The organism is Thiothrix nivea DSM 5205 (assembly GCF_000260135.1).
Taxonomy (GTDB): Bacteria; Pseudomonadota; Gammaproteobacteria; order Thiotrichales; family Thiotrichaceae; genus Thiothrix; species Thiothrix nivea.
On sequence record NZ_JH651384.1, the window covers coordinates 3,979,587 to 3,996,572 of the forward strand.

Genomic DNA, 16,986 nt, shown 5'->3' on the forward strand with positions numbered 1-16,986 from the left:
CATGAAAACCGCGCTGGTGATTGGCTTGATTTCCATACTGTTGGTCGCAGTCGGGGTAGGGTGCACTAACCTCAAGGCCACCGATGTGCTGAATTTTGTGTTGCCAACTGGCCAGTATGTTTTGAAACATGCCACATACGGCAGTCAGGAATGGCAGGCCATGGATATTTACCTGCCCAAAACCACGACGGATAAACCACCCATCGTCTTTGTCTACGGCGGTGCGTGGAAGGAAGGGGACAAGGCGGATTTCGCCTTTGTTGCCCATGCCCTGACCGGGTTGGGGTATCCGGTGATCATTCCCGATTACCGCCGCTATCCGCAGGTGCGTTTCCCCGCTTTCGTTGACGATGTGGCGGATGCTATCCGCTATGCCGGGCAACATGTCGAGGAATTATTGGGCAAGCCTTTGCAGGGATACATCCTGATGGGGCATTCTGCCGGGGCGCATACCGCTGCGTTGTTGGCTACCGATAGGCATTATCTGCAAGCGCGTGGCGTTACGGCGCGGCTGGTGGCGCTGGTTGCCTTGGCTGGCCCTTATGATTTGACGCTGGATGACCCGGAAGTGATGCCGATTTTCCCCAATGCTGATCCGCAGGCGGCCAAGCCAGTGCGAAATGTTTACCCTGGAATGCCGCCCGTGTTGCTGCTGCATGGTGCTGACGACGAACGGGTGTCACCGAAGCATACCCAGCGGTTTGCGGAAGCCTTAAAACAAGCGGGCGTGCCGGTAGAGGTGCGGCTTTATCCGGGCGTAGATCATGTAGACGTTATTGGCAGTCTGGCTGCTCCCTTGCGGATGCTGGCTCCCAGTTTTGAGGATATTAAAGCGTTTCTGGATAAAAATACAGGCTGAGGATTTTTAAAGAATCCCCGTCAACAGACAGGGATAGAGAGTAGTGAGTATATTGAGTTGAGAAGTTGTTTTTATTAATTGAATGCTGTGTTCGATAAAGAAGTACGTGGCTTGAACATATGGGAAATCTGGTAAGCAGGCGTACTTTTAATGCTCTCGAAATAGGATGGTGGTGAAATAGAATCTTCGATAAAATCACTCAAGTGAATATCTTGCAGGAAATCATGAAGTTTGGAACTGAGTTGTCTCCACATCAGTTCAGCTGGGGTGTTTTTGGCTGATTTTTCAGAATATGCCGGTTCAGCCTCTTCAGGGTCAACAGCGTCAATAATGTCTGTCACGCTAATCAAGTTGGCTGGGCGTGCCAGACAATAACCACCCCCCGGCCCTCGAATGCCCCTGACCAAATCGGACTGTCTTAATTTAGAAAAAATTTGCTCAATGTAGGAGAGTGAAATGTTTTGGTTCAGGGCTATATCCTGTAATGTAAGAGGGTGGGCATTATCATGCTGTGCAATATCCAGCATTGCTGTAACAGCATATCGGCTTTTGGTTGACAGTTTCATGTTCTATTCCCTCTCCTTGTACAAAACATTGTAAAAATGCATCTCGTATAAGTAACTAACCTGAGTTTTGCATAAACCTTATGCCGTGAGCATGACTTCTTCCATTGCCCATTTCAAGGACGGCTTTTTGGGTTGCCACGTATAGGCAATCAGGCCACAAATCAGATTGACCATGAAGTTGGCGATGCTGCGATGCCGGGTATGCTCAATCTGTGAGATATTTTTCAGTTGGTCGTTGACTGTCTCAATCAGCGCCCGCTTACGCAATAGCAGCTTGTCTTCCAGGGGCAGCAGTTGGTTCTTCATGTTTTTGCGTACCCGTGTGATCAGTTGCAAACCTTGTTCCATCAGGGTTTCAAACAACTTTTTGGAAATGTAGCCCTTGTCACCGAACAGTTTGCCCACCAGTCCGCGCGCCAGTTTGGGGACGGGCGCGCGGTCATCGGTATTGGCGGGTGTTATCTGGAAAGCCAACAACTCCCCCCGGTCGTTGATGACCAGATGCAGTTTGAAACCGTAAAACCAGCCCGTTGAGGTTTTGCCGCGTTTCGCCACCTTTTTGAACACTTTGTGGCTGTGGATACGGCGGTTGTGGCATACCGCAATGGAAGTGGCGTCCACAAAACTGATCCCGGTTTGCTCGCCACGCCGCCCCATCAGGTAAACACACAACGGGATCAAGGCGGTCGGTGTCAGGTAAACAAACCGGGAGTAGCTGACCAGTTCCGGGAAGGCCGAATGCAGCTTGTCCCGCTGGTACAGGTAGTAATGCTTGAAACAGCGGTAGCTGGAGCGGTGGAAATACACCAGGATCGTCATGATTTCACTTAGCGCCAGCTGCTGTGTACGCTGGCGCTGGCGTTCACCGCTGGCCAGTTGGCGGCGGTTCCACTCCGGCACGAACTGCTGGCAAAAATCGTCTATGTCGCAGAATAATTCCAGTAAGCTGTCTTCCATGGCTTCCGTTCCTTTGGCTGTTTGGTGGTGTGGTTATCTCAAACATACCATGGGGACGGAAGCCTGCCCCGCTTAAGCAAAACTCAGGTTAACTATAGTCTATGCGCCCATGTTGTACAACTATTTTATAGTTTGTATGTAATAATGCTAACTATTTACTTTTGTTTATGTCTGTTTTGTTAATTGTTAACGGATGCGATGGTGTTTTTATAAAAACCCAGAGGGCTGAACACCCTCTGAGGAAACCTCAAGCCCTTGGTGCGTAATCCATAATTTTTATGATTAATAGAATAACCGGTTTCTGGCATTAAGTAGAAGCGGGCAGATAGGGTGATGCACATATACCGGTTTGTTGCCCCCGCTCGTTATAAAGGTACAAAAGCTGGCCTTTCTGCACATGTACAGCTTCAGGCGTAAAACCTTTCAGGCCATCTTCCTGATAACGCCCAGGGGCTGAGATTGAAGTAATCTGATGGCCGCTCTGATCATAAACGTAGATTAAAGTCCCTTTTTGCAGGGCATGTCCGATTGCCATGGGTAAACCTCCAACAGGCTTGCATACGCATTCAATAATTTTTACTTTACATGTACTTAAGTTTTACAGAGGTTATATGCTCACACCACAAGATGCAAAAGACCTTTGTATCCCTGCTGATAGCTTGTTAACGTTCTTTAAAGAGTTAATGTTTCTTATTTAGGGCAAATTTTTATTATAAAATATTCTTTCCGCTCTTTTTGTCCATTTGCTGTTCAAGCAATTGTTTTTTGCAAGCCAATAACTCGGTTTTCAGTACGACCAGCTCCGTTATGTCTTTCTGGATGCCGATATAATAAGTGACACCCTCCGTTTCATCAAAATAGGGTGTAACCATCAGTTCATTCCAGAACATGGAACCATCTTTGCGGTAATTGCGTAAAACAACCTGAATGGGTTCAGTGTTGAGAATGGCATTGTGGATTTTACTGCGTTCTGGCTGGTCGCGATCATCACCTTGCAGGAAGCGGCAATCTTTGAACAGGCATTCTTCTGCTGAATAACCAGTCATTTTTTCAAAAGCTTCATTAACGTATAACAGGATGGTGTCATCACCTTCCCGTTCAGCAATGCTGATGCCGTGATCGGCGTGGTCAATCAGGGTCTGCAATAAGTCCGGCCTGATTAATGAAGACGGTAACTTCCCATTCATTTCTATTCCCTCTAACGCACTCGCGTAAGCATTATAGGAATAATAGCTAGAATAGTTCAAGAAATATGGATTGTTTTTGTAAAAATGGTCTGTTTTTTTAAAGTATTTTAAGAAAAGCAGTTATTCAAGCGGGTAAAATAACCCGTAGGCCGTCTTTTGCATAACGGTAGCGTAAAGGCGATTGCATCAAGGTTAATTCCCCATCGACCGCAACATGGATATGGCGTTTTTTCCGCCTGTAATACAGTTCCACCGTATCCGTCGTGTAATGTTCAACTTGCCCCTCGCGGCTAAGTGGGTCAATGCCGCGCAGCATGGCGTTGAATGCCAGTTTCAGCGTTTCCCACGGGTTATGGCTGCGGATGGCGATTAGGTGCAGGGCATTCTCGCCATCCGGGCGGTTTTTCCCAAGGGATGGGAAGCCGAGTTCCCGTTCCCCCACGCCAATGAACACCAGTGGTGTGCGTATCAGTTGGTCATCCAGCTGGATGCGGGCGCTGCTCAGGCGCAACAGGCGACGGATGCCCGCCAGCAGGCTGGCCAGGTGATAATTCATGCGTTGTTCCAGATGTTTGCGGGTACGTACAAACTGTACGTATGCACCGACCGAACTGGTATTGATGAACAATCTGTCGTTTACGTAGGCGACATTCACTGCTTGCGGTGCACCGCTTAGGGCCAGTTCAACCGCCTCCTTCGGGTCAACAGGAATGCCCATGCGACCGGCAAAGTGGTTCAGCGTTCCGCCTGGGATAACGCCCAGCGCGGTTGCCGTTCCGGCCAGTACGCCGCCCGCCAGCGCCAGCGTGCCGTCGCCGCCGGAAACCAGGATTCGTTCCTCGCCAGCTTCGACAAACTTGCGGATTTCATCAGCCATTTGCAGCGCGGATGTTGCGTGTATTTCCAGCCGGTCGTCCTGCTTTAGCAGGTTCATGATGTTATCTGCGCTACCGGATTCCGGGTTGATGAAAACCGGTGTTTTTTTACAGTCAGAAATCGACATGGGGTTGCCAGCCTCCCTCGGTGCGCTGGAAAAACTGTTTGGTAATCGGTTCAAAACCTTCGCCGCGCCATTCCATCTGTTCCAGCTCCAGCACTTTGCGGTCGCCGCGGATCACGTTGAAACTGTTCGGCTGCCCCGGAATCAGCCGGTTGGAAATGGTGGTGCCCGCGTGGGATACCAGCATTCCTTCCAGCGGCTGCACGTAGGCAAGATGCACATGCCCGCCCAGAATCAGATCCACACCCGCTGCGCGGAAGCCTTGGAGAGCCTCTTCCCGCCTGCCGATCAGGTGGCGGCTCAGGCTGGAATCCGGCAGCCAGAAAGGGTGGTGCGCCACCGCCAGCCGCAGGCAGTCTTCCGGGGCTTGCTGCAACATGTTCTGCACGTACTGGATTTGCCTGCGGTTGATGCGCCCGCGCGACCAGTCCAGATACCAGCCCATGCGGCGCGCCGTATTGACGCCGACGGCAATGAAGGCATCGGTCTGCATCATTGGCTCCAGATCAGCGGCAACATACTGTTTCCACTTGCGCCAGGGGTAGGCGAAGCGTTCCAGCACGTTCCAGGCAGCAAGATCATGATTACCGGGGATGATAAAGCGAGGCTGCTGCAAGCGCCGCAGGAAATCCTGCCCGGCTTCATACTCGACGGTTTTGGCGCGCTGGGTCAGATCGCCGCTGATGATAATCAGCTCGGGCTGGATGGCGTCAAGGCTGGCAAGCAGCCCCTCGGTGACAGGTTGCAAATCCCGCCCGAAATGCAGATCGGAAATATGGGCTATCGTGGTCATGGTTCCCGCCTTATCAAGCTTCAGGCATGAAGCCTGACATTCAACTCATCAATGACTTCCGCCCAGTTGGAGTCATACATCAAACCCTCACGCAGAAAATTGGCCTGGGCTGGCGTCCAGAATTCCGCCTCGGCCAGCAACACATCCTTGTCCAGTGGATGCTGTTCAATGAAAGCATCAATGGCGTCATCCTCGCCGGACATGCCCAGTTGTTCAAACAGGGTCGACAAGTTGTAAATCTGTTCAGTCATCATGTTGTAATCCTCATGGAAGTGGTTGATGGTTTGTCAGGGTCATGATCACGTCGGAATACCACGCGGTGAACAGGTTCAGGCGCTCGTCTTCCCCTTCTTCCTGATTGACGGAATCCAGCCGCGAGGAATGGATGCCCAGCAACATCCACGGAAAATGGTCGCGCCCCGACACGCGCCGGTTGACCCGCAACACCACTGGCGACCCACTGCTGCCCCGATGTAACAGGGAATCGGTGAGGAAGTACCCATACCCCTGAAAGCGCAGGCTGAATGCCGAGGCAATGATCGCGTGGCGCATGACCGGCAGGTTGTGCAGGCTATCCTGGAAATTGAGCGGAAAACCCACAACCCGGATGGATTCGCCGACCTCAATATTTTCCAGATCGCCCGGCAGGTCAGTCGGCTTGAAAGCGGCAAACATGGCGTCGGCAGGAAACGCACGGCTGTCGATGGGAATTGCCACCACATCAACGGTTCCCGCATTATCCTTGGCCTCACGCCACAGCATCTGCCCCGCGTTGTCATACAGGGGAATGGAATAGGCGCTGGTTTCCGCCACATTGTCGGGATTGGTATGCAGGGTAATTTCCAGCCGGTCCGGCTCATGGCCGCTATCCTCGTCCCGCACCACATGCCGGTTGGTGATCAGGAACAGGTTCTGGTTACGCTGGAAATAAAAGCCTGATGCGCACGTCAACGCTTTGTCCTGCTGCCAGGTGCAAATGTTTGCGACGGTCAAAAGAATCGATTCAACGCTCATAAGGCACCTTTTACTATTAACGGGATAGAATGAGTAACGCATAGGCTGGCAGGTTCACGCTGGCCATGGCGGGCAGGCCATCCATGCCTTGCTCTTCCGCCATCACCTGCGCGATTCCCAGATCGTCGAAATCACCGTCATACAGCTGGCTGTTGCTGTTGAAACGAGTTGTCCATTCCCCGACGACAGGGAAGCCAACGGCATAGCCTTCCAGATTCCGGCTGCCGAAGTTGGCGATCACGACCACGCTGCTGTCGGCCTGACCTTCCTGCCAACGCTGGAAAGCCAGCACCTTGTTTTCATGGTCGACATGGAACACCTGCACATCCTGCCCGCACAGTCCGGCGCTATTGCCGTCGCGGTTCAGGCGCAGCCGGATCAGATCACGGTAAGCCTGCAACACACCGCCGTTGCGCACTTCCTTGTCACGATCCAGTTCGCGCGTGTCTTCGAACCAGCGGTCTTCCAGAAATTCCTGCCCCTGAAAAATCATCGGTATGCCGGGTGAGGTGAAAATGATGCCCGCGCCCAGCAGCGACTTGCGCTTGGCGACCCACGAATCCGCCGCGCCGGGGGAAGCGTCTTCCGGTACCCTCGCCTGCCCGTTGGCGACTTCATCGTGCGACTCGGTGTATAGAACCCGCTGGAAAGCGTCGGTGTTGAAACGCCTGCCGATGGCTTCCGCCAGCCTGCCCATGTCGCGCGCCATGTCATCCGGCTGCAACAGGGCGTCGCGCAGGGTGTGGACGAAAAAGGCGTCCCATTGCGCGTTATAGCCACCGCCGTTGTCGTGGACGGATTTGGTCAGCCACTCGCTGTCCTGCATGTCTTCGGCAATGGTGATGAAACGCGGGTTGAATTCGTGCACGGCGCTGTTGACCGCCTGCATCAGGCTCCAGCCATCGGACAGTTCGTTGCCGGGGTCGCCATCCACGCCGTTGACGGTGCGGATGAACACCGACATGTCAAATCGCAGCCCGTCGACGCGGAAATCGCGCGCCCACATCAGTGCATTGTCGATGATGAACTGGCGCACTTCCGGGCGGCCATAATCCGGTCGGGTATCGCCCCACGGCGTGGTGGAACGCCAGTCGTTGTAGAAATAAATGCCACCCTTGCCGTTTTCCTGCCAGCCGTCGAACTGCCACAGGTCAAGGTCGCTAGGGCCGAAATGGTTGTATACCACGTCGAGGATTACGGCGATGCCACGTTCATGGGCGGCTTCAACGAAATCGTAGAAATCCTGCGCAGTGCCGTAATCGCTTTCCACCGCGAACAGGCAGGCCGGGTTGTAACCCCAGGAAACGCCGCCGGGGAATTCGTGAATAGGCATAACCTCAATCGCATTGATGCCCAGTTCCTTCAGCTCATCCAGATACGGCAAGGTGCTTTTGAAGGTGGCGGGGCCATCACCTTCGGCATGACCACTGCCGAAGGTGCCGATGTGCAGTTCGTAAATCACCAGTTCATTGAGGTTGGGAGCCTGAAACTCACAGTTGCCACCTTCCGGCGCTTGTGGCGGGCGCTCAATGACCGCATTGCCGGAAGAGTGCAGCACTTTGCGGGCGTAAGGGTCTTGCCGTCGCAAATCCTGCCCCTGGTTGAGGATACGGTACTGGTATTCATCGCCCTCCTTGGCCTCAGGAATAACCACTGACCAGCTACCGGCATTATTGCGTTCCAACGGGTGGCTTTCCTCATTCCAGTCGTTGAAATCACCCAGCAAATAAACGGCCTTAGCATTGGGAGCCCACACCGAAAACCGGTAGCCCCCTTCATGATCCAGATCGACACCAAATGCGGTTTGCATGACACATTACTCCTTGTGAGTGCTGGCATTGTGTGGATGCCGTGGGTTAAACAGATTCTTCCATTCCTCTTCATCCAGATTGGATAGTGACCGTTCCGTCAGCAGTTGGGCGGAGCGGCTTAGCAAATTGATGCTTTGCAACAGGTTATAAGCGATTGCACCAAATAGCTTTTGCGTACCGGAATGGTCAATCTGCGCGGCAAAATTGATGGCGGCATCATTGCCAACAACCTGTATACAAGCCATAGCGGCAGACTCCGGTTCTGGCTTTTTGTCCTGTTGCAGTTTTTGTATGCCCTGACAGATGTGTATCAGGCTTAAAGCCAAGATTCTTAGCTGGCCACTGATGACAACAGCTTTATCCTGTAGCGGTATTCCCGCTTGCGGGTGGCTTTGGATGCAGAATTTAAGACTGGTCTGGTTATTGATATAGGCAGGTAGATGCTGTGCAAACTCAGGGTCAGCTTGCGCATAATCTCCCATGGGCAGTTCTGTCAGTGCCTGTGAGACCAAGTGAATTTGTTCGGTAGCCAGCCGTATTTGCGTTGCCCAGTGACTAAATGGGTAGACAGTTGGCATCGAAGTATCTGGTAGCGTGGCAAGGTGGGAAGCATGTTCAGCCAGTATCCCGATGGCTTCCGCCAATGCTTGCAGGGCTGGCAGCAATTGTTCGTGAATATCCAGTAACAAAGCCATTTGCAGGCTGGCAGGGATTAAATTGCCAATATGTTGCCCATGGCTGACATGGAGGTGGGCGTTCACCGGCAGATTGCAATCGGCTTGCGCGTGCTGGGTAATGACATCGCTGACCTTGTTGCCGATAGTTGCCTCGTCCCCCACCTGAAAAATATCCAGCCCGAATTCAGCGTCATGTATTCCCCGCGCTACTTCCAATGCCGCCCGCTGGATAGCTTGGGTACGTTCAGCATCCAGCCTGGCCAAGTTATGGTTGGCTGCGGCGCAGGCGAAGTTCAGCAACCCCAATGCGCGCAGAAAACTGCGAGGTATCTCCAGACCACTCAGCAGGGATGGGTTGGTTGGCATGGCGTAAGCAGCTGCGCCAAACGGATTGGCTTCTGCGGGTGTGCTGCCTTCAAGGTGGGCTGACTTGCTCATTGCTGGTGATTTTCTGTATCAGAGCGGTGAATGGTTGTAATCCCACATGACGGATTCATTGTTCGCAGCGGCGCTTTCGAGCAGCTGGATCAATGGATAGGCGCGGGTAGGCAAGTCCACTGCATCATCCTCTTCACCATTGGAACCGTCCTCGGTAACCGCCGCGCTTTCTGTACCCAGGTGGCTTTGCAGGCTGGTGAGAGCAGAGCCGATGTCTTCTCCGCGAATCGCGCTGGGAATGACACCGCTTTGATCCATCATGCGCAGCATCGCTTCGGCATCCTTTTCAAACATCGTGACAGTGGAGCCTGTCTTGCTTTCAAACCGGATCATCATGATTTTCTCCTTGTCTTTCCGTTAAGTGCTTACCCCTGATCACGGTAGGCACAGCTTCCTTTCAGCCCTTCGGGCACATTGTCAGGGCAACTTCCGCATTGCTCGTTGCCCGGCACGGCAAAATCAATCTTGCGTGGGTAGGGCAGGTCGAGGTTTTCCATGATCGTGACGAATTCCTCCTTGCTTTTGCCGCCGCCCAGACGGGGGTTGCGGGCTTTTTCCTGGGCAACAGTGGTGACAAAACGGGATTCGTAATCGTGTGCCGGGTAAATCAGGGTTTCATCCGGCAGGGAAAAGATTTTGTTGTGGATGCTGTTGTATAGCGTGGCGGCATCACCTGATTGGAAGTCGGTACGCCCGCAGGCTTCGATCAACAAAGCGTCACCGGTAAAAATCATTTTCTGCACCGGCGTGTCGATCAGATAAGAATGGTGATGGTCGGTATGGCCGGGCGTGAACAGCGGATGCAGCTCAATACTGCCGACGCGGAAGGGTTCACCCTCCCTGATGCCAATATCAATGCAGGATGCCTGCACCATGGCGGGGTAGGCAATCTTGCATTGTGTGCGGTTTTGCAATCTGCGCGCGCCAGTCAGGTGGTCGGCATGGACATGCGTTTCCAGGGTGGCGGTCAGGGTCAGCCCCATGTCCCTGAGCACCTGCAAATCGCGCTCCACGGTTTCCATGACCGGATCAAGCAGGATGGCTTCGCCAGTGTTTGGGTCGGCAATCAGGTAGGTGTAGGTAGAGGAATCTGCCTCGAACAATTGCCTGAAAATCATTGACATGGTTTTTCTCCTTTTGCTTCAGCCTGTGCACTGGGCTGCTGATAGGCTTTAAATGACCGTGCCGAAACCGTCGTCCACGTTGTGGGTCAATTCCGGCAAACCGGCCAGTTCATGGATGCGGGTGATTACACCGACTTCGCTGCCGCCCACGCCGACGCTGCTGCCCTGGTCAAACAGTTTGTACAGGTATTTGCTACCGCCCTGTTCTTCGTAGGTTTTGTTCAGGAAGCGCATGTGCGGGGCGGCAGCATGGCAGTCCTTCTGCTGACAGGTTTCCTTGTAATGTTTAACCAAAGTCAGGATCACATCCATGTGTTCAGGCGTAATGTTAAAGCCGGTTTTTTCATAGGGCAATCGCATTAAAAACATCTTGTTTTACAATGGTCTAAATTTTAATCTTGGTAGCCCCCAGTCTGCCGGTGACAATTTTTAGCAGATAATCTTCATCCCACCCGGCATTGAGGCGTTTGTTTTTCACACCGACCTTGATGGTTTTGTCAGTTTTAACCAGATTGAGGGCAATGTGGCGGACGACAGCCATGTTGGCGTCGCTGTTGCCGGAACGCATCCGCTGGTCATCTTCGCGGAAAGCGTAATCCAGCACCCAGTGCAGGTTGTTTTCAATGCCCCAGTGTGCCCGCACGACCTGTCCCAGCCGCTCCGGGTTGGAGGCATCCATGCTGCTGATGAAGTAACGGGTTTCTTCAGTGGTCTTATCCTTGCATTCACGGATGGCAGTGACAGCGATAATGCTGGTCAGTTTTGTCCAATGGGGATGGTCTTTCTTCAACCAGCCAATGTTGGAGGTAGCCCGCACGATGCGGGTTTCAATCCGTCCATGCCCGCCGTCATAACGGGTATGGCCAATGGGTGGGCAGGTGTTGGCCGATTCAAAAAATAGCTTCACGTCCTGATGGAGCGTGCCCTGGTTGCCTTTCAGGCTGAGCAGGTAATCGGCTTGCTGGTCGATGATCTGCCTGGCAATGGCCGTTTGGCAACCCATCGCATCCAACGTCACTACCGCTCCTGTCATGTTCAGTTGCATCAATAGTTTAGGGATGGCAGTGATTTCGTTGGATTTATCATCCACCCGCTGTTGTCCCAGCACCAATTGATTCCGGGTCGCCCAGGCACTGACCATGTAGATGGCCGCTTTGTCCGAAGCACTGTCCAGGCTGCGGCGCAGGCATTTGCCATCAATCGCGATGATTTCGCCATCACTGAGGTCGGACAGGTCAGCCACCCAGCGGCTGAAACATTCACTGAACTGCTGTGTGTCGATCAGGCCAAAAACCCGGCCAAAGGTATCGTGTGACGGGATGCCGTGTTGCAACCCCAACACCTCCGTGAACCATTTTCGTTTGGATTTGCCGAACAGCTCAATGGAAGCCCAGTCATCCGCCCCGCAAATCACTGCGCACAGGGTAATGAAGAAGATGTCACTGAGTTTGTGCCGCTTACGGCGGTTCAGACGTGGGTCAGGGATGGAGGCAAAATGGTCAACAATAGCGGCGGTTGGGTGGAGTTTCATGGGCTACCAAAATACCCGCAGCTAACCCTCGGCACAGCAGTTTGTCAATAGCGTTTTAATGCGATTACCCTGGGTTTTTTCAGCTGTTGCCTTGACGCGGCTTTCAATATCGCTCGGGAGTAAGTCTTTGACGGCATCATAAATTTGTACTTCACCGTCCAGTTCCATGTTGTCCATTTGTCACCTCATTGTGTCTGCGGGTTGAAAATTGGGTTTACCAGTCCTTGTCACGCTGTTCGGTCATGACATCCTCGTAGGCATCCGCCAGCGAGTTTTTTTGGTCATCCGTCAGCACTTTGCCTGCCATCTGGAAGACTTCATGTTCTTCTTCTTTCAGGTGGTGATAGACGCGGTGGTGCAGGTTTTTGGCTTCGGCCAGCCAGCCGGGGGAGCTATATTCAGTGCCTTCCAGCTTTTCGAGCATTTCGTCGATTTCATGATGTTCGGCCACGCTGTGGCGGGATTTTTCCTGCGTAAGATCATCTTTCATCAATGGAATGTAGAAACAGCGCTCTTCCGCTACGGCGTGAGCCTTCAGTTCGGTTTTGAGCATGGCGAATAAACGGTCACGCTCATCAGACTCACCATGGGTTTCAATCAAGGCATCGGCCAATTCGCGTTGAGTGTCGTGGTCTGCGCGTAATGCTTCGAATATGTTCATGTTTAAACTCCTTGTTAATGGCTGATAGCGGCCAACAACGCTGACAGCAGGGCAATAACTGCCCAGACGATAAGCACCAGGGCAGCGATGACCAGGGCAACGACGGCAATCACCGTCACGGCGCTACGCCTTTTGATGGTTTGCGGGTTGTCGAGATAGTTGTGCATCAACTGCACGTTGCGCTGGTTGGCTTTGAAGATGAAATCGAACAGGTCGCCAATGACGGGAATGACGCCCAGCACGCTTTCCAACGCGATATTCAGCACCATGCGGGCAATCACCAGTGGCGGCACACCCATGCGTACCGCCTGTAGCAGGATGTAGCTGGAAAGCGCTCCGGCGGTCAGGTCGCCAATACCCGGAATCAGGCCGATCAGGCCATCCAGACCAATACGCCAGTTGGTTCCGGGTACACAGATGGAGCTGTCCAGCAACCAGGCAAGGTGATCGAGTTTTTTCATGTTGGGCTGTTGCATGTCTTATTCCTTTGGAGCCTGTGGCGTCAGCAGGTTGGTGGAGTCACTTTGGGATTGCTCCTGGCGCACTTTGTCTTCAATGGTATGGTCGGCACTGACATCCTGTACTTCACGGCGATCTTCCGCGGAAGCCACCTGCGGCGTTTCGGTCGGAGCAGTTTCCGTCTGCTGGTTGATGCGCAGGTTGTAAATGGGTTCGGGCATGACGATGCCAGCCCGATCGAACGCCTGCTTGACGCCACGGATGGCTTCGCTACGCACTTTGCCAAAATTGTGCTGGCGCTGGTCAACCCAGCCGAAAATGCGCAGTTGTACGTTGGAATCACCCAATGCCTCAATCAGCACCAGCGGTTTGGGTTCTTCCAGTACGCCGGGCATGGATTGCAGGGTTTCCATCGCCAGTGTTTGCGCCGCCAGCAGGTTTTGCCCGGTATCCACGCCGACATCGAACTGGAAACGCCGCTCCGGGTTGCGGGTGAAATTGGTGATGATGGCCTTGAAAACCGTGGCGTTAGGGATGCGGATATGGTTGCCGTCTGGCGAAATCAGGATGGTGGCGCGTGAATTGAGGCTGGCCACATTACCCTCGAAACTATCAATTTTGACCAGATCGTTGACTTCAAACGGATTGCGTACACTCAGCAAAATGCTGGCAATGTAATTTTCCACCGTATCCCGCACCGCAAAACCGACTGCCAGACCAACAATCCCGGCAGCACCCAGAATCGTGCCCAGCAAAGCAGTGGCGTCCAACAGGTTCAGCGCCAGCACCAAACCCAGCATGATGAACAGCAGATGCGTGATTTGCCCCAGCAGGTTAGCGATGAAATAGTTGGGGCTGATGCGGCGGAACAGGCTTTGCCGACGGGAAATCCAGCCGCCCAGCAGCCAGAACAGCAGGAATACCAGCAACGCCAGTAGCAACAACGGTAGGGCAGCGATCGTCTGTTGCCCCATCACCAGCAGCTTGTTCCCGGTATTTTGCAGGCGTTTGCCAAGGCTGCGGTTGATGCTCAGGTTGTTTTCGACTTCCACCACGCCTTCCACTTGGCGGGCAAACTGCAAGGCTTTGCTTTCGGTCGCGCTGGAATCCACTTCGCCATCCAAAGTGACGACGCCATTATTGACGCTAATGCTGACGGTTTTGAGGGCGTCCAGCTCGCTGAAAATGCTTTGCAGGCGCTGGCGGATTTTCTTGTCACTTTGCGTCGAAGCGCCGGTTGAGATTACTTTGTCAGTGCTGGCGGCGGTGTCTGCCGTCTTGCCTGTCAACAGATTGGTCAATTCATCCGCATGTGCGCTGGTATTCAATACAGGCAGGCACAGTAGGCAGGTGATCAGTAACAAGCGTATGTGTTTCATGCTGCCCCCATACTTTGATCCCACACGATCTTGCCGATCATCAGCAAGGGAACCGCCATGAACACGCCCGCCATGCCCCACAACCAGCCCCAGATCAGCACTGACAGGAATATCAGTATCGGGTTGATGGTAAACATCTTGCCCACGAACAGTGGCTGCACGAACTGGCCTTCGAGCATATTGACACCCATCAGTGCCAGTGGGGGCAGGAAAATCCGCGCGGGTGTATCGAATGTCAGCAATGCCACCAATGCCACAATGCCGAGATTAATGGCGGGGCCAAGGTAGGGAATGAAATTGAGGATCATGGCGGATGCGCCCCAAACCAAGGGATTAGGCATATCTACTGCCCACATGACCAATGCGGTCAAAATACCCAGGCTGAGATTAATGGCGGTCAGTAATAACAGGTAACTGCTGATTTGGGCACGGGCATCACGGGCGATGCCAATGACGGCTGCCCGGTCGCTGCGTTTGTTCCACAGGCTGCTGATGCCGTGCGCCAGCGAGTCACCAAACGCCAGCAGGAAAAACAGCAGTACCGCGAATGACAACACCCCCAGCAAGAACGACTGGGTGCTATCCAGCAGTGAATAGAGCATGTTCGGGCCTTTGATGACCACTTGCGGGGGTTGTTTGTCTGGCGCGGTGATGGCGGCGATTTCTTCAAATTTCTGGGTGGTTTCCTGCACGTTTTCGATCGAATCCTTGAAGAGGGAAACCTTTTTCTCAATCTGGCGGATTTCGGTTGGCAGCCGGTCAAGCCACATACTGGCCGGTTCCGCCAACAAGTTGAAAGCAATGATGATGACAAGGGAAAAGATGCCCAGGATCAGGGCGCTGCCCAAGGTACGCGGAATATGCAATTTTTGCAGCAGGCGCACGGCAGGGGTCAGGATAAAAGACGCCAATACCGCCAGAAACACAGGGACAAAAATGGCTTTGGCGAAATACAGTACCGCCAGCAGACTGATGATGAACAGTCCCCACAAGGGTATGGACAGGTTTTTCAGGCTGCTGGTTTGCATAAAAGTCCTTGTTTAGAGCCTTTTCAAAAGATGTACCGCTAGCGTCAGTAAGCCAGGCGGCAGATGGTTTTCTCCCAGCCGTTTCCACAACAATCCGGCCAGGAATGCCGCGCCCGCAGCCTCCAGCGGATGCCGTTTGACGGGGGCGAGGTAATCAATACGCCCGGAAGCTGCCCGCAGGCGTTGTTTGGCTTCCGCTACGGTTGGCGGCGTGTGTAGAGGGCGATCCATAAAGCAGCTCCTGCCAGTAGCAGGCACGCCACCCCGAGGGCAAACAGGGTTTGGGGCGGCGTCCAGTAAATGATGAGAAACTGGTAAAGCGCCAGCATGAATAGCGCGCTGGCCAGCATCATCAGCCCCGCCGCCATCAGCATCAGCAGGACAACCCCGAAGGTTTGCACCAGCTTTTGCTGTAACAGCCTGCCTTCGGCTTCCGCCAGGTCACACAGGCTAATGACGGTATCGGTCAGCGCTTTCATGGGCTGAGCCTACTTGTCAGCAGGGCCTAGCAACCGGGACAGCAGGTAACCTGCGCCAAACGCCACCAGCAGGCTGGCGACCGGATTGCGGCGGATTTGGTCACCCACTTCGTTCAACCCGGCGTTGCCTACGTCCAGGGCATCCTGAAGTTTTGCGCTGGCCTGTTCCTGGTAGTGGCTGGCTTCGGCTTCCAGTTTGTCGGCCAGCCGTGCGGACGTTGCCTTGCCTTTGCTTTGCAATTCGCCCAGCACTTCACTGACCTGTTTGCGTAGCGCGTCGAATTCGGCGCGCAGATCCAGTTCGGATTCGGTAGTTTTTGCAGTTGCCATAACGGTTCTCCTGTTTATCCGCGTTTCGGCCCCATCAGGAACCAGAGCAGCAGACCCAGTATTGGCAAGACCAGAATCAGCACCACCCACAGGACTTTCGCCCCGGTGCCAGCGCCGCTCTGAATGACTTTGATGATCGCCCACACATCAATGATCAGGACGATAAGGCCAAGCAGGCCACCAACTTCGATACCCATAAGGCTTCCTTTCGGTTATGACCGGTGTATGTAGTTTTCGGTACGTTCTTTCTGATCGCGCTTGATACGTTCAGCCTCATCGGCACTGACTTCGGCGCTTACTTCACCCTCAGCAGTGGCAATGTCATATTGACCCGCATCGGAAAGCGTGGATTTACCGCCATCAACGTTATTGCCAGCATCGGTATTTTCAGCGGCGAACTCGTGCTGCGCGTCCTGGAAACGGCGGGAGGCTTCGTAGTTGCCTTCGCCCTGAAGAGCGGTTTCCAGCTCCATGCCGTCAGCATCCAGATGCAGGCCGGTGACCATTTGTTCAGCTTCTTCCGTGCTGATGTCGTAACGTTCCTGTAACTTGCCGACCAGGGTTTCGATCCTGCCAGCGACTTCCAGCATGTCGTCGTCGGTTAGTTTGCCGAATTTTTCACGTACCTTGCCTTTAACCTGATGCCAGTTGGCTTCGATGTAATTACTCATGTCCATGATGTTTCTCCTTTCT

25 protein-coding genes are annotated in these 16,986 nt (G+C 53.5%); 1 reads left to right on the forward strand and 24 read right to left on the reverse strand.

Annotation, left to right across the window (positions count from 1 at the left end; genetic code table 11):
* The first annotated feature begins 1 nt into the window (after position 1).
* Positions 2 to 859 (forward strand): alpha/beta hydrolase, encoded by an 858-nt coding sequence (locus tag THINI_RS19795; RefSeq protein ID WP_002710297.1) that lies wholly within the window; start codon positions 2 to 4, stop codon positions 857 to 859.
* Positions 860 to 933: 74 nt separating this feature from the next.
* On the opposite strand, the gene THINI_RS19800 is transcribed toward THINI_RS19795, so the two are convergent.
* The 24 genes from THINI_RS19800 to THINI_RS27405 all read right to left on the reverse strand — a co-directional run bounded on the left by THINI_RS19800 (position 934) and on the right by THINI_RS27405 (position 16,970).
* On the reverse strand, positions 934 to 1,425 hold the full coding sequence (locus THINI_RS19800) for an Rrf2 family transcriptional regulator (protein ID WP_002710298.1): 492 nt from the start codon (positions 1,423 to 1,425) through the stop codon (positions 934 to 936).
* A 78-nt stretch (positions 1,426 to 1,503) separates the two neighbouring features.
* Positions 1,504 to 2,382, reverse strand: a complete 879-nt coding sequence (locus tag THINI_RS19805) for an IS982 family transposase (protein WP_002708892.1) — start codon at positions 2,380 to 2,382, stop codon at positions 1,504 to 1,506.
* A 307-nt stretch (positions 2,383 to 2,689) separates the two neighbouring features.
* A complete protein-coding gene (locus THINI_RS19810) occupies positions 2,690 to 2,917 on the reverse strand; it encodes a hypothetical protein (RefSeq protein WP_002710299.1) in 228 nt (75 codons plus the stop codon).
* Between the two features lie 175 nt (positions 2,918 to 3,092).
* Positions 3,093 to 3,629 (reverse strand): PAS domain-containing protein, encoded by a 537-nt coding sequence (locus THINI_RS19815; protein ID WP_245536654.1) that lies wholly within the window; start codon positions 3,627 to 3,629, stop codon positions 3,093 to 3,095.
* A gap of 64 nt (positions 3,630 to 3,693) precedes the next feature.
* Positions 3,694 to 4,572 (reverse strand): diacylglycerol/lipid kinase family protein, encoded by an 879-nt coding sequence (locus THINI_RS19820; RefSeq protein ID WP_002710301.1) that lies wholly within the window; start codon positions 4,570 to 4,572, stop codon positions 3,694 to 3,696.
* Positions 4,559 to 5,362, reverse strand: a complete 804-nt coding sequence (locus tag THINI_RS19825; protein ID WP_002710302.1) for a metallophosphoesterase family protein — start codon at positions 5,360 to 5,362, stop codon at positions 4,559 to 4,561. The genes THINI_RS19820 and THINI_RS19825 overlap by 14 nt, the downstream gene beginning before the upstream one ends.
* 20 nt (positions 5,363 to 5,382) lie before the next feature.
* The gene (locus THINI_RS19830; protein WP_002710303.1) at positions 5,383 to 5,616 is read right to left on the reverse strand and encodes a DUF2789 domain-containing protein; all 234 of its coding nucleotides are present in this window, start codon (positions 5,614 to 5,616) and stop codon (positions 5,383 to 5,385) included.
* A 10-nt stretch (positions 5,617 to 5,626) separates the two neighbouring features.
* A complete protein-coding gene (locus tag THINI_RS19835; RefSeq protein WP_211206999.1) occupies positions 5,627 to 6,313 on the reverse strand; it encodes a S1 family peptidase in 687 nt (228 codons plus the stop codon).
* A gap of 79 nt (positions 6,314 to 6,392) precedes the next feature.
* Positions 6,393 to 8,186: an alpha-amylase family glycosyl hydrolase gene (locus tag THINI_RS19840; protein WP_002710305.1), complete on the reverse strand. Its 1,794-nt coding sequence runs from the start codon at positions 8,184 to 8,186 to the stop codon at positions 6,393 to 6,395.
* 6 nt (positions 8,187 to 8,192) lie between these two features.
* Positions 8,193 to 9,302 carry a lyase family protein gene (locus tag THINI_RS19845; protein ID WP_002710306.1) on the reverse strand — a complete coding sequence of 370 codons (1,110 nt, stop codon included), beginning with the start codon at positions 9,300 to 9,302 and terminating at the stop codon, positions 8,193 to 8,195.
* A gap of 18 nt (positions 9,303 to 9,320) precedes the next feature.
* The gene (locus tag THINI_RS19850; RefSeq protein ID WP_002710307.1) at positions 9,321 to 9,638 is read right to left on the reverse strand and encodes a DUF1840 domain-containing protein; all 318 of its coding nucleotides are present in this window, start codon (positions 9,636 to 9,638) and stop codon (positions 9,321 to 9,323) included.
* Positions 9,639 to 9,667: 29 nt separating this feature from the next.
* Complete coding sequence (locus THINI_RS19855) at positions 9,668 to 10,426, reverse strand: MBL fold metallo-hydrolase (RefSeq protein WP_002710308.1); 759 nt, start codon at positions 10,424 to 10,426, stop codon at positions 9,668 to 9,670.
* A 48-nt stretch (positions 10,427 to 10,474) separates the two neighbouring features.
* Positions 10,475 to 10,786, reverse strand: a complete 312-nt coding sequence (locus THINI_RS19860) for a hypothetical protein (protein WP_002710309.1) — start codon at positions 10,784 to 10,786, stop codon at positions 10,475 to 10,477.
* Between the two features lie 25 nt (positions 10,787 to 10,811).
* Positions 10,812 to 11,957, reverse strand: coding sequence for an ISAs1 family transposase (locus THINI_RS19865; protein WP_002708100.1), 1,146 nt, complete (start codon positions 11,955 to 11,957; stop codon positions 10,812 to 10,814).
* Between the two features lie 21 nt (positions 11,958 to 11,978).
* Complete coding sequence (locus tag THINI_RS25400; RefSeq protein ID WP_002710310.1) at positions 11,979 to 12,134, reverse strand: hypothetical protein; 156 nt, start codon at positions 12,132 to 12,134, stop codon at positions 11,979 to 11,981.
* A 37-nt stretch (positions 12,135 to 12,171) separates the two neighbouring features.
* Positions 12,172 to 12,618, reverse strand: a complete 447-nt coding sequence (locus THINI_RS19870; protein ID WP_002710311.1) for a hemerythrin domain-containing protein — start codon at positions 12,616 to 12,618, stop codon at positions 12,172 to 12,174.
* A gap of 14 nt (positions 12,619 to 12,632) precedes the next feature.
* The gene (locus THINI_RS19875) at positions 12,633 to 13,094 is read right to left on the reverse strand and encodes a DUF4112 domain-containing protein (RefSeq protein WP_002710312.1); all 462 of its coding nucleotides are present in this window, start codon (positions 13,092 to 13,094) and stop codon (positions 12,633 to 12,635) included.
* Positions 13,095 to 13,097: 3 nt separating this feature from the next.
* Positions 13,098 to 14,456, reverse strand: a complete 1,359-nt coding sequence (locus tag THINI_RS19880; RefSeq protein WP_002710313.1) for a mechanosensitive ion channel family protein — start codon at positions 14,454 to 14,456, stop codon at positions 13,098 to 13,100.
* A complete protein-coding gene (locus tag THINI_RS19885; RefSeq protein WP_002710314.1) occupies positions 14,453 to 15,484 on the reverse strand; it encodes an AI-2E family transporter in 1,032 nt (343 codons plus the stop codon). The genes THINI_RS19880 and THINI_RS19885 overlap by 4 nt, the downstream gene beginning before the upstream one ends.
* A gap of 12 nt (positions 15,485 to 15,496) precedes the next feature.
* Entirely contained in the window at positions 15,497 to 15,715 is a 219-nt protein-coding gene (locus tag THINI_RS19890) for a hypothetical protein (RefSeq protein WP_002710315.1), read from the reverse strand.
* Positions 15,682 to 15,963: a hypothetical protein gene (locus THINI_RS19895; protein ID WP_002710316.1), complete on the reverse strand. Its 282-nt coding sequence runs from the start codon at positions 15,961 to 15,963 to the stop codon at positions 15,682 to 15,684. The genes THINI_RS19890 and THINI_RS19895 overlap by 34 nt, the downstream gene beginning before the upstream one ends.
* A 9-nt stretch (positions 15,964 to 15,972) precedes the next feature.
* Positions 15,973 to 16,293 (reverse strand): ElaB/YgaM/YqjD family protein, encoded by a 321-nt coding sequence (locus tag THINI_RS19900; protein WP_002710317.1) that lies wholly within the window; start codon positions 16,291 to 16,293, stop codon positions 15,973 to 15,975.
* A gap of 14 nt (positions 16,294 to 16,307) precedes the next feature.
* Positions 16,308 to 16,490: a PLDc N-terminal domain-containing protein gene (locus THINI_RS19905; protein WP_002710318.1), complete on the reverse strand. Its 183-nt coding sequence runs from the start codon at positions 16,488 to 16,490 to the stop codon at positions 16,308 to 16,310.
* A gap of 15 nt (positions 16,491 to 16,505) precedes the next feature.
* Complete coding sequence (locus THINI_RS27405; RefSeq protein WP_002710319.1) at positions 16,506 to 16,970, reverse strand: CsbD family protein; 465 nt, start codon at positions 16,968 to 16,970, stop codon at positions 16,506 to 16,508.
* Between the last annotated feature and the right edge of the window lie 16 nt (positions 16,971 to 16,986).